Origin of the sequence: Alteromonas ponticola, assembly GCF_012911815.1 — a bacterium.
Taxonomy (GTDB): Bacteria; Pseudomonadota; Gammaproteobacteria; order Enterobacterales; family Alteromonadaceae; genus Alteromonas; species Alteromonas ponticola.
Map to the genome: position 1 here is coordinate 13942 of NZ_JAATNW010000006.1, position 25471 is coordinate 39412.

The window sequence follows — 25471 nt, forward strand, 5'->3', positions numbered from 1 at the left end:
TTTGTTAATAATCTTTTTATCCTCATCTGGCGAAGTGCAGATGCATGTGGCATCCTCTTCCACAATTCACCGATTTAAGCTAAAAGCGTATTCAGCATGCCAAAACAAACTACCCCACCCTTCATTCTCGTTGATGGTTCGTCTTATCTATTTAGAGCGTTTCATGGCTTGCCGCCCCTAACAAACTCTAAAGGACAGGATACGGGTGCAATTTACGGCGTGATCAACATGCTCAAAAGTTTGTTGAAACAATATCACCCCACCCACATTGCAGTGGTATTCGACGCGAAAGGTAAAACCTTTCGTGATGAGATGTATGCTGATTACAAGGCCAACCGTCCGCCCATGCCACAGGAGCTAGGCAGTCAGATAGCGCCGTTACACGAAATTATTCGTGCAATGGGATTGCCTATTATCATTGAAGAAGGAGTTGAAGCAGATGATGTCATTGGTACGCTTGCCAGACAAGCGTCCGAGGCAGGTATCAATACCCTTATCAGCACCGGTGATAAAGACATGGCGCAGTTGGTCAACGAGCATGTCACTCTGATCAATACCATGACCAATCAAGTCATGGATATTTCCGGTGTAAATGAAAAATTTGGCGTTCCGCCAGAACTCATCATTGATTTTCTTGCCCTTAAAGGCGACAAGGTCGACAACATTCCGGGCGTACCCGGCGTTGGCGATAAAAGTGCACAAGCCATGCTCAATGGTATTGGCGGCATCAGTACTATTTATGAAAATCTGGATAAGCTGGCCGAATTGAGTTTCCGTGGTAGCAAAACCATGGCGGCTAAAATGCAGGAGCATGAAGAGCAAGCGCGGATTTCTTACCAACTGGCGACGATTAAAACCGACGTGGAACTTGACGTCGCACCGGAGGAGCTCACGCCCACCGAAGCCGATAATGCCAAGCTCACTACATTATATACAGAGTACGAGTTTAAGCGCTGGTTACAAGAAGTGTCATCTGAAGCGACCGCAGAAGAAATTGAACAAGCTGCACCGGAGTCAACATCAACCATCAGTATTGATCATAGCCAGTACGAAACTATTTTCACCGAAGCCGAGCTGGACAAATGGCTGGATAAACTCAAACAAGCGCCGCTGTGGGCGTTTGATACTGAAACCACCAGTCTTAATTACAAAGAAGCGGAATTAGTTGGCATGTCTTTTTGCACAGGTCCGGGGGAAGCGGCTTATTTACCGCTTGCACATGACTATATGGATGCACCCGAGCAGCTGTCCCGAGAGTTGGTATTGAAGAAATTCAAACCGCTGCTGGAAAGCGACACGTCCAAAAAGATAGGTCAGCACCTCAAATACGATAAGCATGTGCTGGCTAATTACGACATCGAACTTAACGGCATTGCCTTTGATACCATGTTGGAATCGTATGTGCTGAATAGCACAGCAACACGCCACGACATGGATTCGCTGTCACTGGCTTACTTAAGTCACCAAACAGTAAAGTTTGAAGATATCGCCGGCAAAGGTGCCAAACAACTTACGTTCAATCAGATCGAGATTGAAAAGGCAGCCCCATATGCCGCTGAAGACGCCGAAGTGACCTTTCTATTACATCAAGTTTTATGGGCCAAACTCGAGCAAATCGAACCGCTTAAAACACTGTTACTGGACATCGAAATGCCGGTTGCCAATGTGTTGGCGCGCATGGAGCAGCTTGGGGTGCGCATCGATAGTCAGCAACTTAATCAGCAAAGTCAGGATTTGGCCAAGCGCATAATGGAGCTTGAGAAACAGGTACATGAAGAGGCGGGCGAAGAATTTAATTTAGGCTCCACCAAACAATTGCAGCAGATTCTGTTTGAAAAGAAGGAACTGCCAATTATAAAAAAAACCCCCAAGGGAGCACCTTCCACCTCTGAAGAAGTGCTACAGGAACTGGCCCTGGACTATACGATACCTAAACTGATCATGGAGTACCGTGGTTTAACCAAGCTTAAAAATACCTATACCGATAAGTTGCCTAAGATGATCGATCATCGCTCCGGGCGCGTGCATACTTCTTACCATCAGGCCGTAGCCGCGACCGGGCGACTATCATCCACCGACCCCAATTTGCAGAACATCCCTATTCGTACCGAAGAAGGTCGTCGGGTACGTCAGGCATTTGTGCCGCGTGAAGGCTATAAAATTGTTGCCGCCGATTACTCGCAAATTGAGTTGCGTATTATGGCACACCTGTCAAAAGATAAAGGCTTATTGACTGCGTTTTCAGAAGGCATAGATATTCACAGCGCCACTGCAGCAGAAGTGTTTAATGTGAAATTAGCAGACGTCACCACTAATCAACGCCGTAACGCCAAAGCCATCAACTTTGGTTTAATTTACGGTATGTCTGCATTTGGTTTAGCCAGACAACTCAACATTCCTCGTGGCGAAGCGCAGGAATACATGGATCTATACTTTGCTCGCTATCCAGGGGTACGTACCTACATGGAGGAAGCGCGGGAAAGCGCTAAACAAAAGGGCTATGTGGAAACGGTGTTCGGTCGTCGCTTATACTTACCCGATATTAAAGCCAGCAATGGTGCGCGACGCAAAGGCGCTGAACGCGCCGCAATTAATGCCCCCATGCAAGGCACGGCTGCAGATATTATCAAACTGGCCATGATTGCCGTGGATGAATGGATCGCAAAGGACGCCAGGGATGAAGTGTTTATGATGATGCAGGTACATGATGAACTGGTTTTTGAAATAAAAGAACAAAGTGTAGAAAAGCACAGTCAACGAATTCAACAATTAATGGAACAAGCCGCTACGCTGTCTGTACCGCTTGAAGTGGAAGCAGGGGTCGGCAATAACTGGGATGAAGCTCACTAAAACGTAATTAGGTTACAACATTTACGGTATTTATATTCGCAATAGCCAATTTTTAGTAATTTAATTACAAAAAATACTTGCTAATCCATCGCCTTTTAAGTACTCTCATTTGCGTAGGGTACAGAGGTGAAAACACTGTTTTCATTCCTTTGATTTGGCCCCGGTCGTTTGACCGGGGTTTTTTTATGCGTGAAGTAATTTACTCGCATCGCTTGCTGTCTATGCTCCTCCTAATGCTGAAAACATTTATTTAAAAAGCAAAAAAATTTGAACTAATGCGTAATCGCATGCTCTGAATTAACGGTTTAAATGTGTGTTCTCTTTGTGTTACGCCCCGCTTTGACGGGGCTTTTTTTTGTCCAGAGGTTATTTCTGATCTTTCCATTTTTATACAAAGTGGATGTACGTGCCTGGATAAAAAAGTTGTGCTCCCATCTGAATTAAATGAATAGTTTTCGATTACCTCCAAGCCTCTGTGTTTTGTTTGTCTGGTCACTGGCAATAACGGGAATTTGGATTTGCAGTGCTCAGTCACTCGCTGACAGGCACGATGAGGGGCCGGCATTCGGTAAAGTGGTTACAGAAGGAAGCACGTTTGATTCTTCCAGTCTCCCTCACTTAGACGTTCATTAAAATACAGCCCGATTTGAGTGGAATGAGGCGACGAGATTGTGTTCAGCCGATGAACTTGTGGTCTCAGTACCGCCCGGTTGGCCCGACAATAGCCGCCTTACTTTCTATTTATCGCTCATCGCTTTTCAACAAGACAAAAGCTTTCTTTTTAGCATTTTACAGCAGCATCGTGGCAAAGACTCAACTTTTAAATTGCGTGTTTTCTCAGTGTAGCACCCCGCCACCGGGCAGGGTCAGCGGGTAAATAACGAAAAAGATTGATAATTATTTTTCTGCAGTATCTAACGCCAACCATTTATCCAGAATTTGTTCCAACTCTGGCAGGCCCTGTTTATTTAATGCAGAAAATGTATTGACCGTAACGTCACCACAAAACGCTAATGCCGCTTCTCTTGCCATCAACAGCTGTGCTTTGCGTTTACCCGATTTAAGCTTGTCCGATTTGGTTAATAGCGCCAACACCGGTAAATTTGCGCTCACTGCCCAGTGAATCAAATCCTGGTCGAGGTCTTTAAATGGGTGGCGAATATCCATCAGTACCACCAGCCCTTTCAGACACGTGCGTTTCTGCAGATATTCCCCCAGCGATGCCTGCCATTTCTTTTTCATTGCAATGGGAACCTGCGCATAGCCATAGCCTGGTAAGTCTACCAATCGACGTTGCTCGTCCAATTCGAACACATTAATCAACTGCGTCCTGCCAGGCGTTTTACTGGTACGGGCAAGGTTTCTCTGTCGAGTCAGGGTGTTCAGCGCACTGGATTTACCCGCATTAGAACGACCTGCAAAGGCAACCTCGAGACCACCCTCATCATTAAGGTGTTTAATGTCTGGTGCACTGGTTAAAAATTTCGCTTTTGTATAGTACGTCATGTATCTTAGCTCAAATTTTAGTTGCGCAATAATTTCCTGGATGACAGGATATTGCGATAAAAATGGCGAAAAACCATAGTTTTATCATGGAATAGGTTTTTCTAACGCATTAAATGTGTAAAATAGCCATGATATCACGTATACCACGCGAGTCGTTGGAACAATTACAGAGATAAATTATGAAAAAACTGTGTTTGCTGATTGGAATGACATTCATGCTAAGTGGCGCAGCCGTCGCCGAAGGTGATGCAACAGCAGGAAAAGAAAAATCTACTACATGCGCCGCGTGCCATGGCCCGGATGGTAACAGTATGATTGAGGCGAATCCTAAGATTGCAGGCCAGCATGAAAATTATCTTTTAAAACAGTTAAAAGAGTTTAAATTAGCAGCGAAGACTGGCGGAGAAGAGGGCCGTAATAGTGCAATCATGACCGCTCAGGTTGCCAATTTGTCTGAACAGGATCTGGAAGATCTGGCAGCGTATTTTGCTAGCCAGGAGGCTACCCCGGGAGCAACCCCAGAAGAGTATATCGAACCAGGCGCGGCACTTTACCGTGGTGGCGATGAAGAGCGCGGCATTACTGCATGTATTGCCTGTCATGGGCCGAGCGGAAATGGCATGCAATTGGCCGGCTTCCCAGATATCAGTGGGCAACATGCTGCCTATACAATTGACCAACTTAAGGCGTTTCGTAAAGGCGCGCGAAATAATGACATGAATGGCATGATGCGCGACATTGCTCAAAAATTAACCGATGAAGACATGACTATTCTGGCCAATTACATTGCTGGATTACACTAAATTTCTACTAAATTCATTGATTTGTTAAATAATTGTAATAAAAGTAGTTGAAATTTAAAATTGGTCCTGTATTCTACAGCCTAACTTTTGATGACCACGCAAAATAAAACTATAAAGTGGCCTCAGGGGAATACATAACAATAATAATATAAATGCAAGGACGACGCGATAAAGCGTCAGGAAGACCCATAACAACAAGAAAAAACGCTCTGTAAATAACAATAAAAAGTAGAGCTTAGCAGGAAGCTAACTAGCACACAGAGGTGCGATAACGGGAGAGGTGTCATCAGGCACTCATACAAACAAGGTGATAGTTCAGGCTATCGCCTTTTTTTCTTTTGGGACTTTACTAATTTTAATGTCGACTCATACCTGCCCCCTTTGCGAAACCGACAATACTGATTTTTATTACAAAGACAAGAAACGCGCTTACTGGAAATGCCAACATTGTGATCTGGTGTTTGTGGAAAAAACTGCGTTACCCTCAACATCCGCCGAACTCAGCGAATATCAGCTGCACGAAAACAATGCAGACGATGACGGTTACAAAAACTTTTTATCCCGGCTGGCCATTCCACTACTTTCTATACTTGCGCCCCAGCAGCGCGGTCTGGATTTTGGTTGCGGCCCCTCCCCTGTGCTCGCTCAACTTCTCGACGAAGCCGGGCATCAAATGACCGTGTATGATCCGTTCTTTGAGCCCGACGAAAGCGCGCTGGAAGGTAATTACGATTTTATAACCTGTACTGAAGCTATCGAGCATTTTCACCAACCGCGAAACGAACTTGATTTGTTGAATCGATTGCTAAAACGCAAGGGATACCTTGCAATTATGACTAAGCGAGTGATCGATAAAACGCGTTTTGCCAACTGGCATTATAAAAACGATCCCACCCATGTCAGTTTTTTCAGCGATAAAACGTTTGCCTTTATTGCGCAGTCCTGGGGGTACTCACTGAGATTGGTCAGTAACGACATTGTCTTCATGCAAAAAAATTGAGTAAAGCTGATCATGCATACCGTGTGTGGTTTGCTTTAAAAATTGAAAACAACCGCACGTTAATGCTAAAACACCGCTATAATAGCGTTCATATTTAATGTGCAAAAAATTAAGTGGAACAGTAATAACGATGCCGCGTAAGAAGAAGTCAAGAAAAGTAGGTTTGATTGGTGTACGTAAAGACCCCAATGCACCACGTCCGCCTAAAGGGCCTAAGCGGGTAAAGAAATCTACCGGTAAGCCGGCCGGAAGTAGACATAATGTTGAATCAACAGGCAATAACCCGAATCAGAAAAAAACAGCGAATGATCCCAGAATTGGTAGCAAAAAACCCATCCCGTTAATTGCTAAGCCTACGCAAGCTGAGAAGCGTCGTTATGCAACGCCGACGCAGGAACTGGCTGAAATAGAGGCTGATGATCGTCTGGCGATGCTGCTGGATAAGGCTGAGAACGGCGACAAATTAACAGCCAGCGAACAACAGTACGTGAATGAAAAAATGGCCCGACATCGAGTTCTGTGTGATCTGCTGGGTATCAGCGACGAAGAATCAGCTGATGAGGACGAGACCTCACCGTTGGATAACATTGAACGCCTCAATATTGATGATTTTAAGGATTAACGGTAATTGATGATGTGGATAGGATTGGCCATTGCTGGCGTAATAATAATTTTAGCATTAGGTTTCTATGCAGGTCGTCTATTGTATCAGCTGAAGCAACAAAATCAGCGCCACCAATTGGCCAGAGACAAGCGCACAGCAAAAATTGTTGAAAGTATTCAGGTGATAGTGAAGGCCATGCTGCAGCAACAGTGCGAATTGTCTGAAGGGGCAATCAGATTGTGTAACCTGTTGGAAGCATTGCCTTCTGCGTCCCCACCCGACTACAGTGAACAATACCCGAAGCTATATGAATTTTTTCATAAAGTCAGCGGATTTGCGATTTTAGATGCCAGAGCGAAACTGCCTAAGTCAGAGCGAATGCGCCAGGATGTGGCCCGCGAGCAAATCGAAGCAGACTATGAGACAGCCGTATTGAAGGAACTACCGGCACTTCAGGCATACTGCAACACGCTCTAACGGATTGCCTCTTTGCACACCGCTGTATAGCAATGGCAGTCGGTAGTATGGTCATTCACCATACCCACTGCCTGCATAAATGCATAACAAATCGTTTCACCGACGAAAGTAAAACCTGCTTTTTTCAATGCCTTGGCCATTTGTTTGGAGGCTTCGGTGCTTACCGGCACCTCACTTATTTTGCTCCATTGGTTAATCTCCGTTCTGCCATCCGTAAATTGCCAGATAAAATCAGTAAACGACTGCTGCTCCTTAATGGCTAAATAAGCGTGCGCATTTTTAAAAATTGAGTCGATTTTAAGTCGGTTTCGAATGATTCCTGGATTTTTAATTAGCTTTGCGCGCTCAGCCTGAGGCATACGCACAATTTTTTCTGCGTCAAATTGGCAAAAAGCCTCTTCATAATTCTTTTGTTTACGTAAAATAGTTATCCACGATAACCCTGCTTGCTGACCGTCCAGGCAAAGTTTAGCAAACAATGCGTCTTCATTCCGTTCCGGTCTGCCCCATACTTCGTCATGATACTGTTGATAAAGTGGGTCATCTGTCACCCAGGCACATCGATTTGGTTTAAAACCAGTCATAGTTTTTGCCTTTATTTTATGTTTAAGCCGACTTTAACCCGCTAAAGCCTACATTCATAGACTTACAATCTGTATACTAGGCGACCTTTAATTTGTCACTGAAGCACGTGGTTATAAAGAGAATGCACAATTTCGATATAAAAACCTTTCAGGGGTTAATTCTGGCGTTGCAGGATTACTGGGCCCGACAAGGCTGTGTCATCATTCAGCCGTTGGATATGGAAGTGGGCGCGGGTACGTTTCACCCCATGACATTTTTGCGCTCTCTTGGACCCGAGCCCATTAGCAGTGCCTACGTGCAACCTTGCCGCCGTCCTACCGATGGCCGTTATGGCGAAAACCCAAATCGCTTACAGCATTACTACCAATTTCAGGTCATGCTGAAGCCCTCTCCCGATAATATTCAGGAGCTGTATTTGGGCTCACTCAGAGAACTGGGGTTTGACCCGCTCGTGCATGATATTCGCTTTGTCGAAGATAACTGGGAGTCTCCTACCCTGGGCGCCTGGGGTTTAGGCTGGGAAGTCTGGCTAAATGGCATGGAAGTGACTCAATTTACCTATTTTCAACAGGTCGGCGGACTTGAATGTAAGCCGGTAACCGGAGAAATCACCTATGGTCTTGAACGTCTTGCCATGTATGTGCAGGGCGTTGACAGCATCTATGACCTGGTGTGGACTGATGGCCCGTTAGGCAAAGTGACTTATGGTGATGTATTTCACCAGAATGAAGTCGAGCAATCGACTTACAATTTCGAGCATGCCAATGTAGACGTATTGTTCAGAACTTTTGATGAGTGTGAAGCCGCCAGTCAGTTATCAATTGAAAAGAACTTGCCTCTTCCCGCTTACGAGCAGGTGATGAAAGCCTCTCACGCATTTAATTTGTTAGATGCCCGCCACGCCATTTCAGTGACTGAACGCCAGCGCTACATTCTGCGCGTGCGCACACTCGCCAAAGCGTGTGCAGAAAGTTATTACCAGGCCCGTGAAGAGTTGGGCTTTCCGTTGTGTAAGAAGGAGTTGTAATCGTGCGCAAAGATAATCTTCTTATTGAATTAGGCACCGAAGAACTGCCACCTAAAGCGCTCAAAACTCTGGCAACAAGTTTTGCAGACAATATTCAAGCCGGTCTGAACAACGCTGAGCTGGCCTTTGCAGCGATTGAATGGTTTGCAGCACCGCGTCGATTAGCCGTGGCAGTAAAACAGCTGGACGCAACCCAGCAGGATAAGACGGTTGAAAAACGCGGCCCTGCAGTAAGTGCAGCATTTGACCAAAACGGTGAGCCGACGAAAGCCGCATTAGGTTGGGCACGCGGTAATGGTATTGAAATCAGTGAAGCCGAACGTCTGGTTACCGATAAGGGCGAATGGTTACTGCACAAAGCTCATCAGCCCGGACAATCCATTGAGCAACTGCTTGAAGGAATTTTGACTCAGGCATTGTCTAAATTGCCGATCCCGAAACCCATGCGTTGGGGAAGCTACTCTACCCAGTTTATTCGCCCGGTACATACCCTGTGTGTGCTGTTTGGCAGTGACATTATCAAAGTAAATGCGTTGGGTTTAAACAGCAACAATCAAATTAATGGCCATCGTTTTCAAGGTGAGGCGGGAGTCACGGTTGCCCATGCAGATGACTACCTGGCGGTCATGAAAAAGCAATATGTTATAGCCGATTTTGCTGAGCGTACTCAATTGGTTCAGCAAGAGCTGGAGAAAGCCGCAGAGCAATTGAATCTGAAGGCAGACTATGATGAGTCGCTGCTGGAAGAAATCGCGTCACTAGTAGAATGGCCGGTAGTACTTACCGCCTCTTTCGACACCTCATTCCTGCAGGTGCCCAAAGAAGCGCTGATTTATACAATGAAAGACGATCAGAAGTACGTACCGTTGCTAAAACAGGACGGTCAGTTAAGCAACCAGTTCTTATTTGTCAGTAATATTGAAAGTCGTGATCCCGCTCAGGTCATCAGTGGCAATGAAAAGGTCATACGTCCACGTTTAGCTGATGCCGAGTTTTTCTTTAACGCAGATAAAAAGCAGACGCTGGAAAGTCGTCTGGAAAGCTTAAGTTCGGTATTGTTTCAGAAGCAACTGGGTACGTTAAAAGACAAATCGTTGCGCATTGCCGAGTTGTCAGCCTATATTGCCAGCCACATCAAGGCGGATGAAAAACTTGCCTATCGTGCGGGTGAATTGGCCAAAGCCGACCTGATGACCAACATGGTAATGGAATTTCCTGATGTTCAGGGCGTCATGGGTAAGTACTACGCCCTGTATGACAATGAACCTAAAGAAGTCGCCAATGCGCTGTATGAACAATACCTGCCACGCTTTGCTGGTGATGAATTACCAGCACATCCGGTAAGTGCCGCAGTCGCGCTGGCCGACAAGATGGATACTCTGGTGGGTATCTTCGGCATCGGTCAACTGCCAAAGGGTGATAAAGATCCGTTTGCCTTACGCCGGGCAGCCATCGGTTTGCTGCGTATCATCAGTGAGCTGAAATTGCCTTTGGATCTTGACGATTTGGTCAACAAAGCGGTGGCTATCTATGCTGATAAGCTAACCAATCACGACTGTCATCAGCAGGTTGTCGACTTTGTGCTGGGTCGCTTCAATGCCCTGTTGCAGGATCAGGGGGTAAGCATTGATGTCATTCAGGCAGTCAGCGCTCGTCGCCCCACTCAACCCACTGACTTTGTCGCGCGAATACATGCGGTCAGCACGTTCAAAGCGCTGGAAGCAGCCGAAGCGCTGGCAGCAGCGAACAAACGCGTAGCAAATATTCTAGCGAAACAGCATGTTGAGTCGGCCGGCAAGATAGACCCTGATCTACTGGCAGAATCGTCAGAACAGACCCTTTATCGGGAATTAACCTCGGCCAAATCTGAACTCGCGGCAGCAATTGATCAACACGATTACACTACTGTGCTGACCCGTTTAGCTCAGTTACGTGCAAGTATTGATGATTTTTTTGATAATGTAATGGTCATGACTGACGACATTGCCGTAAGAGATAACCGTCTGGCATTGTTGTTTATGCTACGTGAACTCTTCATGGTAACGGCGGATATTTCGTTGTTAGCCAAAAACTGATATTTAAGGGTAATTGTGACGCTACGAACACTTGGGATCATTGCACTGTTAACGTTATCCGGCTGTGCTACACAGTCGGGTAATCAACTTCCTTCTCAAGGCAGTGATGAACGTATCGCGCTGGATGAGCTATACGTCCGCGGTGTATTTAATTGGTGGGAAGCCAAGCAAAATCATCGCGTTCAGATCAAAGGTCAACAAGGCGTGGTTGATGTTGAGCTCATTGCAGATGGCCAACCCAATGATTTCAAGTTTTCTAACCAGTATTGGAGTCCCTCACAAACGTGTGGTGGCAGCTATGCTGGTCAGATTGTTTCTACACGCAGTACCCTTTATCTGACCTGCGGCGCAAATGCACAGACTTTACAATTTACGCCGTCTGATGATGGCACGTACCGCTTTATCATCAACGAGACTGATAGCGATGAGCTGACCTTAAGTGTGGTGCAGGTAAAGTGACAGGGCTTTGCGCTGTCATTCACGACTTGCAGCGTCTTATCAGCTGACTGAGTTTTACTGAGATCTTACCGACCGGTTTCCCCATAAACAGTGAAATCACAAATGCGGCAGGCCAAGCTAACAAAAACGCTTTCAGCCACGCGACACCTAAACCGTCTACCCAGCCAATATTAATGAACGTCACCCACCCTGACATCAAGGTAGACAGGAGCAGTGACATGCAATAGGCATAACAAAACTTATCTAAATTGAGCAAGCACAACCTCACGTGTAGCTCGACAAAAATACCGTCCAAAGAGTAAAGCAACCGCAGCGAAACTGCCACCTGAATACCGTTACACCTACCTGAGCTGCTCTGTTATTCGGTAATTTGCTGTTTGCATACGTATTCACCAACGCTGGTGCTTGGCAGCTTTAGTCAACTCACTTACTCTTTGTTGATTAATTGTTAACCATTAACATTTTTGCTACAGCTAATGTCAGCAATACTAGTACAAAGGATCCGTCATGCGCGCGTTGCTTGTCAGTCTACTACTCACTCTGTTTACGTTCACTTCCTATGCTCAAGAGTGGCACACCCCGTCACAAATAACTGTCTCCAGCCCTAAAAAGCTGAGTAACTTCACTCGGAAAGCAATGGAGGTGACGGTTGATATCACGAACGACAGTGATGCGCAGCTCATTGGTCCATTCAGGTTGGTAGTGAACGCTAGTTCACACACAATTATGGGCCTGGACGGTGAAGAAAACGGTAAAGCGTTTAAAATTTTACCTTTTACCGCGCTGGCGGCTAATTCGACCCGCCAGGTGGTGTTAAAACTGGAACATGCCCGTAAGCGGTTTAACTTCGACTTTAGTGTCCAGAGTCGTGGCACCGATACGTCTGGCAGCGTGTTAAATCTCGATGATAATCAGATTGCGCTTTTCTACAAACGCGAGGATGGCAATTATTCGGGCTGGGGGCTTCATTTGTGGAGCGGTCAGGCTTGCGGTAACTATGCCGAGCCCACCACATCCAGTCCGCACTTTAACAATTGGGGTTCACCCTACCCCGCTGACGGCGTTGATCCTGAATACGGCGCTTTTTTTATCTTAACGGTGGAGCCCGGTGCCCAATGCTACAACTTTATTGTCCATAAAGGCGATGAACGTGGTGTGGGCAGTGGTGATCAACAGTTTGACCCGACCCAAGGCCAGGAAGCATTTACCTTTCACGGCAATGGTAACATCTGGTATTTCCCCGTGGCCACGCCACCGGTTTTCGCAAGCGGTGCCAGCGCCCATTGGTTAACACCAGATACGTTGGTCTGGGGGAATGTTGTAGATGCTGCCGAATACCGTTTATACCATGCAGAAGACGCGGACATGGCAGTAGTATTTGGGCTACTGGCTAATAAGGGCGAATCGGTCAATTTAGTCAGCTCCGAGTGGGATACCTCGCTGAAACAGCAATTTCCCCATCTCAGTGATTTCTCTGGTTTCAGTGTGTCAGTCTCGCCGGAACAGGCAAAAGCCATGGCAAAAGGGCAATTGATTGCGGTGGCACTGGATAACAATGAAAACGTGTTAGCCGCTACGCATGTTCAGCGTGCCGCCCTGCTGGATTCGCTGTACACGTCTGCGCCAAACGATGCAGATGAAGCGCAGCTGGGTGTGCAGTATGAAGGTAACAAAGTATCCGTTTCGCTGTGGGCGCCCACTGCGAAGAAAGTATCACTTTATCTGTATAACCGAAATCAGAAATGGCTCGGCTGGTGGTTTGGCAAAAAAGCCATGCAGTATGACCCTGACACTGGGATATGGCGGTTTGAAGCCAATAAAAATCTACTCAATCGCAAATACTATCGATTTGAAGTGACTGCTTATCATCCTCTGACCGATAACATTGAAACGATGATGACGTCAGACCCTTATTCGCTGGCATTATCGGAAAACGGCGTGCATAGCCAGTTCATCAATTTGAACGATGCTGACTTGCAACCTGCCGGATGGCGCAATCACACTGTGCCTACCGTACACAATCCGGAAGACGCGGTGATCTATGAAACCCACATTCGCGACTTCAGCAACCTGGATCCTACTGTTCCAACAGCGTATCAGGGTAAATATCTGGCTTTCACACAAACCGATTCACAGCCTGTTCAGCACTTACAGCAACTGGCTGATGCCGGCCTAACACACATTCATTTCCTACCGGCAAACGATATCGCCTCCATTGAAGAAAACCCGGCCGAACGCGTTGAAATTACCGATACGGTGGCCAAGTTGTGTCAACGTAACCCATCTGCCAGCGTGTGCGGTGTTGAATCGGCATCATCACGGTTGATTGACGTATTGGAAAGCTATGATCCTGACTCCACCGACGCGCAGGCATTAGTGGATGAATTCCGTGGCATGGATGGATTTAACTGGGGCTACGATCCCCATCACTTTGCCGCACCAGAGGGCAGTTATGCCACCGAAGCGTCAGGCGAAAGTCGCGTTCGTGAAATGCGCGCAATGAACCTGGCATTACATAACATGGGTTTACGCACCATATTAGATGTTGTCTATAACCACACCGCTTCATCCGGATTGTACGACAAGTCGGTGTTAGATAAGGCGGTTCCCGGTTATTACCATCGTCTAAACGAATTTACCGGCGCAATCGAGCGCTCAACATGTTGCGAAAATACGGCTACCGAGCACAGAATGATGGAAAAACTGATGATTGACTCATTAGTTATTTTCGCCCGTGATTACGGCTTTGACGGTTTTCGTTTTGATTTAATGGGGCACATCCCCAAGTCGTCGGTAGAACGTGCACGCGAGGCTGTGCAAGCCGTCGACCCGGACACCTATTTTTATGGTGAAGGCTGGAATTTTGGCGAAGTAGTTAACGATCGCCGGTTTGAGCAGGCTTCGCAACTAAACATGGCAGGCACCGAAATTGGTACCTTCTCAGACCGTCAGCGTGAAGCGGTACGCGGTGCTACGTTGTTTGCCAGTGATGGGAATGTTAACGAGCAGGATGTTATCCGTATCGGTATGGCTGGAAATATGGCTAATGTGCAATTTGTGGCCGCTAACGGTAACTATGTCAAAATGTACGACTACCAGTGGAATGGACAGCCAGCTGGCTACAGTAGTGACCCCGCTGACACCGTAAATTACATTTCTAAACATGATAACGAAACGTTGTGGGATCAGTTGCAGTTAACCCTGCCGGCTTCGCTTTCGCTGGCTCAACGTGCCCGTATTCAAGCAGTAGCGCTGTCCATCCCTATGCTCAGTCAGGGTATACCGTTCCTGCACATGGGCTCTGAGCTGTTGCGTTCAAAATCATTAGACCGCAACTCTTATGATGCCGGTGACTGGTTTAATAAAGTGGATTTCTCCATGGACTCAAGCAACTGGAACATCGGGCTGCCCCTGGCGCAGGACAATGCGGGTAAATGGGACACAATGCGAGGAATCATTGCTAATCCAGCGACTGCACCAGACAGTTATGTAATGAATGCAACGTTTGAGCGGTTTAAAGAATGGTTGTCTATTCGTCAGTCTTCCGTGTTATTTCGTTTGCCAACACAGCAAGACGTGATTGATCGTTTAGCTTTCCATAATACCGGTGTTGATCAGCAAGCAGGCCTGATTGTCATGAGTTTGGATGACGGCATTGGCGTGGACGATATTGACCCTCAGCACGATGCCATTCTGGTGGTTGTAAATGGTTCAAACGGGTCAGTTGATGTGCCAATGTCACAGGCAGAACAATTCGAACTACACCCGGTTCAGCTTGGTTCCAGCGATGTCGCGTTAAGCAATGTGATTATTAGTTCCGGCTCAATTGCGGTTCCGCCACAAACCACCGCCGTTCTGGTTAAACCTCAATTTGGCGCTCAAGGTGAAGGGGTATCGGCACGTCCTCCACTTGGAGAGCAGGTAATCTATCTCCGCGGCGATATGAATAGCTGGGGTACTGACGACCCGCTCTCTTATCAGGGCAATGGCCGCTATAGCGTAACGCTGGATTTGGGTGCCGGTGCCTATCAGTTCAAACTGGCCAGCGAAGGTTGGGATTTGCAATACGGCGGTGGGTTTTCTATTCCGCTTAATGAAACTTACAATGTCTATGAATATGGCGACAATATCAGTGTTACTTTAGCTGAAGATACAACCGTCACCTTTACGTTTAACCTGGCTGCGATGCAATCACCGACCTTATTGTTGTCAGCCGATGTTGATGATGCACCAACTGCTCCATATGGTGATACCACTGTGTATCTACGCGGTAGTATGAACGGTTGGGGCACAGATAATCCTTTCGTTTATCAGGGCAACAATCGCTATACCCTGGCCCGTGCACTCACTGCTGGAACTTATAATTTCAAACTAGCCAGCCAGGACTGGTCAACGGTAAATATTGGTGCCAGTACCTCTGGACAGGAAATTCTGTTAAATACGCCTTGGAATATGGTTAACGGCGGAAGCCAGGATGTAACGCTAAATATCGTCGCCGACGGTCAATATCTGTTTGATATTGATGCCAGCGATGCAACTAATCCTGTCGTCACTGTTAGCGAGGATATCGCGCCATTGGCCGCAATTCCGCATATCCGTGGTTCACTCAATAATTGGGGAACGACGGATCCAATGATGTATGTGGGCAATGGCAGCTATCAAGTGAATATCGATGTGCTGACTGGCCAATATCAATTCAAGGTGGCCAGCAGCGATTGGTCTGCTATTGACTTAGGATCGTTTGAGCAGGCGACGGTAGGTAAAACAATTAAGCTCGAAGGGGGAAATAATATTAATTTGGAGGTAAACGAAGACGGCATACGACGCTTCAGCATGAACGTGTTCACAACGCCTTTTACCCTAAACATCGAGTAATTTAAGCGGGTTGCACATTCCTCCCCGGGTGTGCAACTCTACCTGTTCTACTTGTACGATGAACTTTTTTCCCAGCTTCCTTTCCAAGATGCGCTGCAGCGTATAGGAAGGTAATCAATAGATTTACCGATTAATGGGTTCAATCTTTTATCTGCACGATCATTCTTATACTTTTATTGCTGTTCGGTACTGAGTTGATATTACCCTCCAGCACAGTTATTTTCTCTTCCCTTTGACAGGGTCCAGTCTGCGCAAAAAACTTCCAATTGTTATTTCACTTTCAACCCTATATGCTGGTGTTATACGAGATACAGCGACGGTCAGTGCGGCTATCAGCATGCACTTCCAGCATTACACGAATCACAAAGAGCTTTCCTAACGCGGACAGCCAGTGATTAGTGTCACAGTAGATAGAGAACGAAGAGAACTAAGTGAACAATTCTGTATTGGCGGATATTAAACGTATCCAGGCGATTGAAGCAGTCCCCCATATCATGAAAGTCTTATCAGATATTACCGGCCTTCGATTTATATGTATTGCGCGTGTGACTGAAAGTAATTGGACGATGTGCGCCGTATTAGATTTGGTCAACTTTAATCTATCCCCAGGTGATGAACTCGAAATCCACACAACTTTCTGTCAACAAGTTCGCCGCTCTTCCAAACCAATTGTCATTGACAATGTTCAGGAAGATGAAATTTATTGTGATAATCCCATCCCGAAAATGTATCAATTTGAAAGTTACTTTTCCTATCCCATTTATGACAATAAGGGGAACTTTTTCGGAACGTTGTGCGGGTTAGATCCAAGTCCCGCAAAATTGAAAAATCCCGCGGTTGAAAGCCAAATTGCAGCCTTTTCTGATTTGCTTTCTCGCCAACTTATGGCGCAGGAGAGCTATGAAAAGATGGAAACGGCCCTAATTGACGCAAAAGATGCGGCACGTTTACGTGAACAATATATTGCAGTCTTAGGGCATGATATTCGTACCCCACTTTCTTCACTTTCGCTTTGCGTTGATTTGCTCGCCGACCAGCTATCCGATGAATTTTCGCTAAAAATTCTTACTAAAATGTCGAACAGCGTTAAAAGAATGAACGGATTAATCAGCGATGTCATGGATTTCACCCATGGTCGGGTTGGTGATGGCATAAAATTACATCTTAGAACAAATAAAAATCTGGCTTCGCGACTTGAACATACAGTATCTGAGCTATCCGGATTACATCCTTCATGCAGAATAAGCAGCAACATCAATCTAAGCGTCGCAGTTAACTGTGATTCTGATCGCATTTGCCAGTTACTCTCCAACTTACTGATCAATGCCATCACCCATGGCGATAGTGCGCAACCTATTTTCGTTTCAGCATATATAGAAGAGGAGAGATTTATTGTTGAAGTGAAAAATCATGGTTTGGAAATTCCCGATTCTGTCCGCCAGCAACTGTTTCAACCGTTTTGGCGCAGTCAGCACAATAAAGAGAGCAAAGGACTTGGCTTGGGGCTGTTTATCGCCTCTGAAATCGCTAAAGCTCACCATGGCGAGTTGCTGGTGAAATCAGAAAATGATGTAACGACCTTTTCGTTCTCAATGCAGTTAGCCTGACTAGCGGTGTGTCACTCATCTATGAAGTATCAGCAAAGCTGACAACTCAAAAAGAATTACACACACAAAAAAACGGCCATTAAGGCCGTTTTTCTTTTCAACTCTCGACTAAACGTCTAAGTTTTCCACTTTAAGTGCATTCGCTTCAATAAAGGCTCGGCGTGGTTCAACCTGATCGCCCATCAATGTGGTGAACAATTGATCGCACGCAATCGCATCTTCAATCGTTACTTGAAGCATACGGCGGCTCGCAGGGTCCATCGTGGTTTCCCACAACTGTTCCGGGTTCATTTCCCCTAGCCCCTTGTAGCGCTGAATATACTGTCCACGCTTGGCCTCTCCCATTAACCAATCAAGTGCTTCCTTGAAAGAACGAATGGGTTGCTTCCGCTCTCCACGTTGAATGAATGCCCCTTCGTCCATCATGTTATTGATAGCGTTATTCAAATCGCGGATTTTTTCGTACTCAGTAGAGTCGATAAAGTCATGGTTCAATTTGTATTCGTAATCGATACCATGCATACGCATGATAATAGCGATAATGAATTCACTCATCTCCTCATCACGTCTTATTTCAAAACGGAAATCAGCCCCGTCTGAAGATTGCTTGTCATTAAGACTGGCAACTAACAATTCCGCCGTTTGCTGAAGCTTGGCTTCGTCTTTCAAATCTTCTAACTGAATCGGCTTGGAATACAGTAAGCGATAAAGAATTGTTTCCGGCATCACTCTGCGCATGCGCGTAATCATCTTTTCAACGCTTTGGTATTGTTTAACCAACTCTTCTAAGCCAACCCCACTAATTGGAGCTGAATCTTCACTGGCGTACAGAGCAGCACCATCAAGTGCAATAGAAGTGAGGTATTGAACCAATGAATCATCGTCTTTCAAATACTGCTCTTGCTTGCCTTTTTTGACTTTGTACAGTGGCGGCTGTGCAATATAAACATAACCGCGTTCAATAATTTCAGGCATTTGACGATAGAAAAACGTCAACAGCAGTGTTCGAATGTGTGAACCGTCTACGTCCGCATCGGTCATAATAATGATGCGATGGTAACGTAATTTGTCTGGATTATACTCGTCTCTGCCGATACCGCAGCCAAGCGCAGTAATTAGCGTAGCCACTTCCTGCGACGAAAGCATTTTGTCAAAGCGCGCTTTTTCAACATTGAGAATCTTCCCTTTCAATGGAAGAATTGCCTGATATTTACGGCTACGCCCTTGTTTAGCCGAACCACCTGCAGAGTCACCCTCCACTATATAGAGTTCGCTTAATGCAGGATCCTTTTCCTGACAGTCAGCTAATTTGCCTGGTAATCCCGCTAAGTCCAGAGCGCCCTTCCTACGCGTCATTTCGCGTGCCTTACGTGCCGCTTCACGTGCTCGTGCCGCATCAATAATTTTGGTAGCAATAATTTTACTTTCCGTAGGGTTTTCCAATAAAAATTCAGTCAGTTTCTCGTTCATCGTCGACTCTACGGCGGGTCGCACTTCAGATGAAACCAGTTTATCTTTGGTTTGTGAAGAAAATTTAGGATCTGGAACTTTTACCGAAATGACAGCGGTTAGTCCCTCGCGGGCATCATCCCCACTGGCATTTGTTTTCGCTTTTTTATTTAGCCCTTCCTGTTCCATGTAGTTGTTCAATGTGCGTGTTAATGCACCACGGAAACCGGCTAAGTGAGTTCCACCATCGCGCTGTGGAATATTGTTGGTAAAGCAAAAAATGTTTTCCTGGAAGCTATCGTTCCACTGCATTGCGACTTCGACAGAAATGCCATCTTCCGGTCGCTCGTGAGCAAAATGAAATACTTTCTGATGTACAGGAGTTTTGTTTTGATTCAGGTATTCAACAAATGCCTGAATACCACCTTCATATTTAAAGTGGTCTTCTTTACCGTCTCTTTCATCTAACAGTTTGATTGATACGCCAGAATTTAGGAAAGAAAGCTCTCGCAAACGTTTTGCCAAGATATCGTAATGAAATTCTGTATTGGTAAAAGTTAATTCACTCGGCCAAAAGCGCAATGAAGTACCCGATTTGTCTGTCTCACCAATGACGGCTAAAGGTGCTTGCGGTACACCATGCTGATATTCTTGCTCATGGGTTTTACCTTGACGACGAATACGCAGCTTTAGCTTCTTCGATAACGCGTTTACAACTGAAACACCGACACCATGAAGACCACCAGATACTTTGTAAGAATTGTCATCAAATTTGCCGCCCGCGTGCAAGACAGTCATAATTACTTCAGCAGCGGAAACGCCTTCTTCCTCGTGAATTGAAGTTGGAATTCCTCTTCCATCGTCAGATACAGAAACTGACCCATCGGAATGAATTTGCACAACTATCTCGGTACAGTGCCCGGCTAAGGCTTCGTCAATTGAGTTGTCCACCACCTCGAAAACCATGTGGTGCAAACCAGTACCATCGTCAGTATCACCAATGTACATTCCTGGGCGCTTACGTACTGCGTCTAATCCTTTCAGTACTTTAATACTGGAAGAATCATAATTTTGCTGTTCTGACATACTTAATTGCTCTCCTCTTTCACGATGCCATGTTCCACGTGAAACATCTTTTTATCGTTATAATTCTCTACGAAGTCGATTTGCTCATCAACTATTGCAGTTACTACTACTTGTGTATTGGTTTCCAGCAAACGTGTTAAAAACTTTTCGCGCCGAATACTGTCTAGCTCTGCGCCAATATCATCAAGTAGAAAAATACTTTGACGTTGTGTCTGGTCAGCAAATAACTGTGTTTGAGCAAGTTGTAAAGCCGCTACCGTCATACGTAGCTGCCCTCTTGATAACATTTCCTGCGCTGACACATTATTAACCTTGAGTCTCAGATCTGCCTTGTGCGGGCCAACAGAAGTGTAACCCACCTTATAATCGTAATCGCGCTTTTTGGCTAACGCTTCCATAAAAGTAAGCTGCTTTTCCCAGCCCCTATGATAAGCAATTTCGACAGAAAACTCAGGTAAAAATTGCGCCATTATTGATTTAAAGTAAGGCAAGATATTTTCAATGTACTGCCGACGACAGGCATCAATTACCTCTGCAGCACTAATTAACTGCTCTGACCAAAAAGTGTGTTCAGGCTTGGTTATATCCTGTCCCTGCTTTAACAGCGCATTGCGTTGTTTTAACAGTGATAAATACGATCTGGCGTGAAGACGAAATGAATGTTCCACGTGGAACAAGCCCCAATCAATAAATCGGCGTCGTTCTGAAGGTGTTCCTACCAATAAATCAGTACTTTGGGGTGTGAACAACTGCACCGGCACCAAACTTACTAAATCTGCCAATCTGTTAGAATGCTCACCATTTATGTTGCAGGTTACCTCGTTAATTCGTGAGCGGCTCAAACCTACTTTTATGTGTTGATCCGTTTCAGTATTACAGCGTGCGAATACGCTGAAAGAAGATTGGTCATCTTTAATGACCGACTCATGTTTACTGGTTCTGAAAGAACGACCAAAGCCCAAATAATAGATTGCTTCTAACAACGACGATTTTCCACTGCCATTATGCCCCCTAATAACTGAGAGTGAAGGTGACAAATCTAAACAGGCCGTGGAAATGTTTCTGAAGTTAGTTATCTGGACTTGCGCCAGTTTCATAAAAATCTCAAAGAAGGTAGTAACACGCCCTCAATCGTTTAAGGGCGTATATGAACGCTGCTACAGACGCATTGGCATGATGACGTAAAGCGCCGAATCATCATTAGCAGCTTCGATCAGTGCACTTGCGTTAGCGTCTGACAAAGAAATTTTAACTGATTCAGATGAAAGTGAATTGAGAACATCAATAAGGTACGCGACATTGAAACCAATTTCTAAATCATCCCCTTGATAATCTACATCAACGATTTCTTCTGCTTCTTCCTGCTCTGGGTTATTTGCCGTTATCTTAAGCTCACCCGATGATAGATTTAAGCGTACTCCACGAAACTTTTCATTTGATAAGATTGCCGCGCGAGAAAATGCTTCTTTCAACACCGCTTTACTGGCAGTAATCACTTTATCGCCATCTTTAGGCAACACGCGACGGTAATCCGGAAAACGGCCGTCAACCAGCTTACTGGTGAAAATGAATTCGCTCGAAAATAAACGAAGGTGATTCGCGCCAATCTGAATTTTCAACGACTTGTCTTCTTCACCAATCAAACGAGAGATTTCTAACACGCCCTTGCGCGGAATGATAACCTGACGTACCGGCAGGTTAGCCCCTTCAAAACCAAAGCGACACAGGGCCAAACGGTGACCATCGGTTGCAACTGTACGCACAAGATTGTCTTCCGTTTCTAGTGACATGCCGTTTAAATAGTAACGAACATCTTGTTGCGCCATGGAAAAATGCGTGCTGTCGATAAGGTGCTTGAGATCACTGGAAGTCACTTCAAACTCAACTTCCCCTTCCCAATCTTCAAGGTTTGGATAATCGTTCGCTGAGAGCGTTGATAAAGTATATTTACCCCGACCGGCTTTGATTAATGCTTTGTTGCCATCCAGTGAAAACTGAATATCCGAGCCATCGGAAAGACCCCGAATAATATCAAACAACTTTTTTGCCGGAACAGTAATTTCACCCTCTTGAAAATCACCCTCAAGAGGCGTGCTGGCGATCAATTCAACCTCCAGATCTGTACCAGTTAACCAAAGTGAACCTTCACTAACCTTAATCAGCACATTAGATAGGATTGGTAAGGTGTGACGTCGTTCAACTGCGCCTGACACTAATTGAAGGGGTTGCAAAAATTTTTCTCGGCTGATTGCAAATTTCATCGGTTCTTGTTGCGCCTCTTTTAATGCATCTTAACGGATTTAAAAGTTAAGAAGATAACGTCCTGATTAGGTTTTTATAGTCTTCCTTTATATCATGACTTTCTTCTCTTAGCTGCTCTATTTTTCGACATGCGTGCAGAACAGTAGTGTGATCACGTCCGCCAAACGCGTTGCCCAATTCAGGTAAACTGTGATTGGTTAGCTCCTTCGCTAACGCCATGGCAACTTGTCGTGGCCTTGCTACACTGCGGCTGCGACGCTTGGAAAGAATATCCGCAACTTTAATTTTATAGTAATCAGCTACGGTTTTTTGAATATTATCAACCGTAACTAACTTTTCCTGCAACGCAAGTAAATCTCGCAGCGCTTCGCGAACAAAATCAATAGTAATTGGTCTGCCGGTAAAGTTGGCATTGGCGATGACGCGATTCAAGGCACCCTCAAGCTCACGCACATTAGAACGCAATCGCTTGGCGATAAAGAAAGCCACTTCATTCGGAAGAGTGATTCTATTTTCAGTGGCTTTGCGCATTAAAATCGCCACCCGGGTCTCTAACTCAGGTGGCTCTATCGCAATGGTTAAGCCCCAGCCGAAGCGAGATTTTAAGCGATCCTCTACCCCATCAATTTCTTTTGGATAGCGATCCGACGTCAAAATAATTTGCTGATTACCTTCGAGCAACGCGTTAAAGGTATGGAAAAATTCTTCCTGAGAGCGCTCTTTGTTGGCGAAAAATTGTATATCGTCAATTAACAACGCATCAACCGAACGATAAAAACGCTTAAAATCTTCGATAGCATTATTTTGTAATGCCTTGACCATATCCTGAACAAAGCGTTCGGAGTGCATGTAGACAATTTTAGCATTTTGGCGATTAGCAATAATGCCATTACCCACTGCATGCAGTAAGTGTGTCTTACCCAGACCCGTACCGCCATATATAAATAACGGGTTATAGGAGCCGCCGGGGTTATTAGCGACCTGGGTAGCGGCAGCCCTGGCTAATTGGTTTGATTTACCTTCTACAAAGTTTTCAAACTGGTAATTGGGATTAATATTGCTTTTGTGCTTTGCCGCTTCAGGAATCGGGACCACGTTGGGTGAACTATGCAATCTATTGGCTTCAGCCTGCTTATGTAGATTCTCACTAATAGCTATGGTTGGAGAATTTGCAGGGGTTGGTACCGACTCGTTCGCTGTATGACTTAACGAGCTGGTAACCGTGGCCCGATTTACGCTGGTGCGTCGACTTGCCACTTCCAGTCGCAACTGAGGTGCGTCGTTGCCTGCAAACTCAGCAAACAAGGCGGTGACTTTGTCACGGTACTTATCCCGTACCCAGTCGAGAATAAAACGATTAGGCGCAAATAACGTAATAACGTCAGCCTGCTCATCTGATGTCAACGGTCTTATCCACATGCTGAACTGCTGGTTAGGCAATTCCTGCCGTAACCTATCAAGACAGAGGTTCCATAATGACATGGTAAAAAAATGCTCCAATGCGCGACGAACTACGAATCGACAAAACAATGTTAACGAAAAAGAATTATATGAGAATGGATATTTCACAATAAGAAATATCTAACGTAGCGCAATTTTTTAAAGGTTTAGTTTTATGCTGTGGATTATCCTTGTTTTAGTCAGAAATGTAAATCAGGATCGCGTAAGATCATTAAGATCGTTTTGTTATATACCTGTTTTTACTTATTAATATTTATTAACTTGCTTGACAAACCTTGTAACCGCAGATCTACTGTACATACGATCAACGCTTAGAAAAACTGGTCAGAAATGTGAAAAATGGCACTTATTGTGGATAACTAAAAAGGTGATTTAAACTTATGCACACCGTTATCTTTGATTTTTTTACCTAATATGCTTCTGCACAAATATCCAACATTATTTTCGCTTTTTCTCGTTGTTAAGATTGACAGCAAGGCTTTAGATCTCTAGAATTCAGCGTCCTTTTGGAAGGGTAGCAAGAAGATAACGCACTTTTAATTCCGTGAGTTATTGAATAACTGCCTAAATTTAATTTTGTTTGTGAGACTTTGGTCATGAAAAGAACATTTCAACCGAGCAACCTAAAGCGTAAGCGTTCACACGGTTTCCGTGCTCGTATGGCGACCAAAAACGGTCGTAAAGTACTTGCAGCTCGCCGTGCTAAGGGCCGTGCTCGCCTTTCAGCTTAATGGTAAGTTGCCAAAGTGGGCGAAAATCAATTTTCTAGGGAGTTACGATTACTAACTCCCTCCCACTTTACCCGCGTTTTTAATCAGGCTATTCCAGCCGTCTCTCCTGCTTTTACCTTACTTGCCAGACATAATCAGCTTGAAAAACCCAGGCTTGGCATCACATTGTCTAAAAAGCGCATCAGAAAAGCACACGACCGTAACCGCATTAAAAGGTTAATTCGTGAAAGTTTTCGTCACAAAACTCATCAACTGCCGTCGATAGATATTATTGTGGTAGGAAAGTCAGGCGCCGACAAATTAAGCAATGACGAGATATTTAAAACTTTGGAAAAGCAATGGCAAAAGTTAGCCAAACGTTGCGCAGAATCACGATAGCTATACCTCTTATTCTGATTTGGGGTTACAAATTGTTGATTTCACCGATGCTTGGTCAACGCTGCAGGTTCCACCCAACCTGCTCGCAATACGCCATTGATGCATTAAAAACACATGGATTAGTAAATGGCGGTTGGTTATCGGTTAAACGCATATTAAAATGCCACCCATTGCACGAGGGTGGATATGATCCGGTCCCAAACAAACAAAACAATAAACCTATAAAGTAAAGAGAC

Annotated in this window: 20 protein-coding genes; 13 read left to right on the plus strand and 7 right to left on the minus strand. The window is 45.2% G+C overall.

The window, feature by feature from the left end; genetic code table 11:
* Positions 1 to 96 precede the first annotated feature (96 nt).
* Positions 97 to 2850: a DNA polymerase I gene (polA, locus tag HCJ96_RS11285; RefSeq protein WP_169211176.1), complete on the plus strand. Its 2754-nt coding sequence runs from the start codon at positions 97 to 99 to the stop codon at positions 2848 to 2850.
* Between the two features lie 897 nt (positions 2851 to 3747).
* Here the strand turns inward: polA and yihA are convergent.
* Entirely contained in the window at positions 3748 to 4356 is a 609-nt protein-coding gene (gene yihA, locus HCJ96_RS11290; RefSeq protein WP_169211177.1) for a ribosome biogenesis GTP-binding protein YihA/YsxC, read from the minus strand.
* 179 nt (positions 4357 to 4535) lie between these two features.
* On the opposite strand from yihA, the gene HCJ96_RS11295 reads away from it, so the two are divergent.
* From HCJ96_RS11295 to HCJ96_RS11310, 4 genes are all read left to right on the plus strand, one after another.
* Positions 4536 to 5159 carry a c-type cytochrome gene (locus HCJ96_RS11295; RefSeq protein ID WP_169211178.1) on the plus strand — a complete coding sequence of 208 codons (624 nt, stop codon included), beginning with the start codon at positions 4536 to 4538 and terminating at the stop codon, positions 5157 to 5159.
* Positions 5160 to 5517: 358 nt separating this feature from the next.
* Complete coding sequence (locus tag HCJ96_RS11300) at positions 5518 to 6159, plus strand: class I SAM-dependent methyltransferase (protein ID WP_169211179.1); 642 nt, start codon at positions 5518 to 5520, stop codon at positions 6157 to 6159.
* Positions 6160 to 6289: 130 nt separating this feature from the next.
* Entirely contained in the window at positions 6290 to 6781 is a 492-nt protein-coding gene (yihI, locus tag HCJ96_RS11305; protein WP_169211180.1) for a Der GTPase-activating protein YihI, read from the plus strand.
* A gap of 9 nt (positions 6782 to 6790) precedes the next feature.
* Entirely contained in the window at positions 6791 to 7240 is a 450-nt protein-coding gene (locus HCJ96_RS11310) for a DUF2489 domain-containing protein (RefSeq protein ID WP_169211513.1), read from the plus strand.
* Here the strand turns inward: HCJ96_RS11310 and HCJ96_RS11315 are convergent.
* On the minus strand, positions 7237 to 7824 hold the full coding sequence (locus tag HCJ96_RS11315) for a DNA-3-methyladenine glycosylase I (RefSeq protein ID WP_169211181.1): 588 nt from the start codon (positions 7822 to 7824) through the stop codon (positions 7237 to 7239). The genes HCJ96_RS11310 and HCJ96_RS11315 overlap by 4 nt on opposite strands.
* A gap of 122 nt (positions 7825 to 7946) precedes the next feature.
* On the opposite strand from HCJ96_RS11315, the gene glyQ reads away from it, so the two are divergent.
* Genes glyQ through HCJ96_RS11330 form a run of 3 tightly spaced genes read left to right on the plus strand, consistent with a single transcriptional unit; the run spans position 7947 to position 11386 of the window.
* Entirely contained in the window at positions 7947 to 8852 is a 906-nt protein-coding gene (gene glyQ / locus HCJ96_RS11320) for a glycine--tRNA ligase subunit alpha (RefSeq protein ID WP_169211182.1), read from the plus strand.
* Between the two features lie 2 nt (positions 8853 to 8854).
* The gene (glyS, locus tag HCJ96_RS11325) at positions 8855 to 10927 is read left to right on the plus strand and encodes a glycine--tRNA ligase subunit beta (protein ID WP_169211183.1); all 2073 of its coding nucleotides are present in this window, start codon (positions 8855 to 8857) and stop codon (positions 10925 to 10927) included.
* 15 nt (positions 10928 to 10942) lie between these two features.
* Complete coding sequence (locus HCJ96_RS11330) at positions 10943 to 11386, plus strand: hypothetical protein (RefSeq protein ID WP_169211184.1); 444 nt, start codon at positions 10943 to 10945, stop codon at positions 11384 to 11386.
* A 19-nt stretch (positions 11387 to 11405) separates the two neighbouring features.
* Here the strand turns inward: HCJ96_RS11330 and HCJ96_RS16360 are convergent, their stop codons facing one another.
* The gene (locus HCJ96_RS16360) at positions 11406 to 11711 is read right to left on the minus strand and encodes a DUF2798 domain-containing protein (protein WP_211162804.1); all 306 of its coding nucleotides are present in this window, start codon (positions 11709 to 11711) and stop codon (positions 11406 to 11408) included.
* Between the two features lie 182 nt (positions 11712 to 11893).
* Here HCJ96_RS16360 and pulA point away from each other — a divergent pair, with 182 nt between their 5' ends.
* The gene (gene pulA / locus HCJ96_RS11340) at positions 11894 to 16261 is read left to right on the plus strand and encodes a pullulanase-type alpha-1,6-glucosidase (RefSeq protein ID WP_169211185.1); all 4368 of its coding nucleotides are present in this window, start codon (positions 11894 to 11896) and stop codon (positions 16259 to 16261) included.
* Between the two features lie 431 nt (positions 16262 to 16692).
* Positions 16693 to 17868: an ATP-binding protein gene (locus HCJ96_RS11345; RefSeq protein ID WP_169211186.1), complete on the plus strand. Its 1176-nt coding sequence runs from the start codon at positions 16693 to 16695 to the stop codon at positions 17866 to 17868.
* Between the two features lie 108 nt (positions 17869 to 17976).
* Here HCJ96_RS11345 and gyrB read toward each other — a convergent pair whose 3' ends face one another.
* From gyrB to dnaA, 4 genes are read right to left on the minus strand one after another with little or no spacing between them, the layout of a single operon-like run.
* Positions 17977 to 20403, minus strand: a complete 2427-nt coding sequence (gene gyrB, locus HCJ96_RS11350) for a DNA topoisomerase (ATP-hydrolyzing) subunit B (RefSeq protein ID WP_169211187.1) — start codon at positions 20401 to 20403, stop codon at positions 17977 to 17979.
* A 2-nt stretch (positions 20404 to 20405) separates the two neighbouring features.
* Complete coding sequence (recF, locus tag HCJ96_RS11355) at positions 20406 to 21500, minus strand: DNA replication/repair protein RecF (protein ID WP_169211188.1); 1095 nt, start codon at positions 21498 to 21500, stop codon at positions 20406 to 20408.
* 60 nt (positions 21501 to 21560) lie between these two features.
* Entirely contained in the window at positions 21561 to 22664 is a 1104-nt protein-coding gene (dnaN, locus tag HCJ96_RS11360) for a DNA polymerase III subunit beta (RefSeq protein ID WP_169211189.1), read from the minus strand.
* A gap of 46 nt (positions 22665 to 22710) precedes the next feature.
* Positions 22711 to 24147: a chromosomal replication initiator protein DnaA gene (gene dnaA / locus HCJ96_RS11365; RefSeq protein WP_169211190.1), complete on the minus strand. Its 1437-nt coding sequence runs from the start codon at positions 24145 to 24147 to the stop codon at positions 22711 to 22713.
* A 575-nt stretch (positions 24148 to 24722) separates the two neighbouring features.
* Between dnaA and rpmH the strand changes: the two genes are divergently transcribed.
* From rpmH to yidD, 3 genes are read left to right on the plus strand one after another with little or no spacing between them, the layout of a single operon-like run.
* Positions 24723 to 24857 (plus strand): 50S ribosomal protein L34, encoded by a 135-nt coding sequence (gene rpmH / locus HCJ96_RS11370; RefSeq protein ID WP_014290886.1) that lies wholly within the window; start codon positions 24723 to 24725, stop codon positions 24855 to 24857.
* Positions 24858 to 24872: 15 nt separating this feature from the next.
* Positions 24873 to 25235, plus strand: coding sequence for a ribonuclease P protein component (rnpA, locus tag HCJ96_RS11375; RefSeq protein WP_169211191.1), 363 nt, complete (start codon positions 24873 to 24875; stop codon positions 25233 to 25235).
* Complete coding sequence (gene yidD, locus HCJ96_RS11380) at positions 25196 to 25465, plus strand: membrane protein insertion efficiency factor YidD (protein WP_169211192.1); 270 nt, start codon at positions 25196 to 25198, stop codon at positions 25463 to 25465. The genes rnpA and yidD overlap by 40 nt, the downstream gene beginning before the upstream one ends.
* The last annotated feature ends 6 nt before the right edge of the window (positions 25466 to 25471 follow it).

Excerpts from the sequence above, each read along its gene's own strand:
- HCJ96_RS11295 (WP_169211178.1), top strand. The coding sequence starts at position 4,536 with ATGAAAAAACTGTGTTTGCTGATTGGAATGACATTCATGCTAAGTGGC.
- glyQ (WP_169211182.1), top strand. The coding sequence starts at position 7,947 with ATGCACAATTTCGATATAAAAACCTTTCAGGGGTTAATTCTGGCGTTG.
- HCJ96_RS11300 (WP_169211179.1), top strand. The coding sequence starts at position 5,518 with ATGTCGACTCATACCTGCCCCCTTTGCGAAACCGACAATACTGATTTT.
- pulA (WP_169211185.1), top strand. The coding sequence starts at position 11,894 with ATGCGCGCGTTGCTTGTCAGTCTACTACTCACTCTGTTTACGTTCACT.
- yihI (WP_169211180.1), top strand. The coding sequence starts at position 6,290 with ATGCCGCGTAAGAAGAAGTCAAGAAAAGTAGGTTTGATTGGTGTACGT.
- dnaA (WP_169211190.1), bottom strand. The coding sequence starts at position 24,147 with ATGTCATTATGGAACCTCTGTCTTGATAGGTTACGGCAGGAATTGCCT.
- yidD (WP_169211192.1), top strand. The coding sequence starts at position 25,196 with ATGGCAAAAGTTAGCCAAACGTTGCGCAGAATCACGATAGCTATACCT.
- yihA (WP_169211177.1), bottom strand. The coding sequence starts at position 4,356 with ATGACGTACTATACAAAAGCGAAATTTTTAACCAGTGCACCAGACATT.
- HCJ96_RS11310 (WP_169211513.1), top strand. The coding sequence starts at position 6,791 with ATGATGTGGATAGGATTGGCCATTGCTGGCGTAATAATAATTTTAGCA.
- recF (WP_169211188.1), bottom strand. The coding sequence starts at position 21,500 with ATGAAACTGGCGCAAGTCCAGATAACTAACTTCAGAAACATTTCCACG.
- HCJ96_RS11315 (WP_169211181.1), bottom strand. The coding sequence starts at position 7,824 with ATGACTGGTTTTAAACCAAATCGATGTGCCTGGGTGACAGATGACCCA.
- polA (WP_169211176.1), top strand. The coding sequence starts at position 97 with ATGCCAAAACAAACTACCCCACCCTTCATTCTCGTTGATGGTTCGTCT.
- dnaN (WP_169211189.1), bottom strand. The coding sequence starts at position 22,664 with ATGAAATTTGCAATCAGCCGAGAAAAATTTTTGCAACCCCTTCAATTA.
- rpmH (WP_014290886.1), top strand. The coding sequence starts at position 24,723 with ATGAAAAGAACATTTCAACCGAGCAACCTAAAGCGTAAGCGTTCACAC.
- gyrB (WP_169211187.1), bottom strand. The coding sequence starts at position 20,403 with ATGTCAGAACAGCAAAATTATGATTCTTCCAGTATTAAAGTACTGAAA.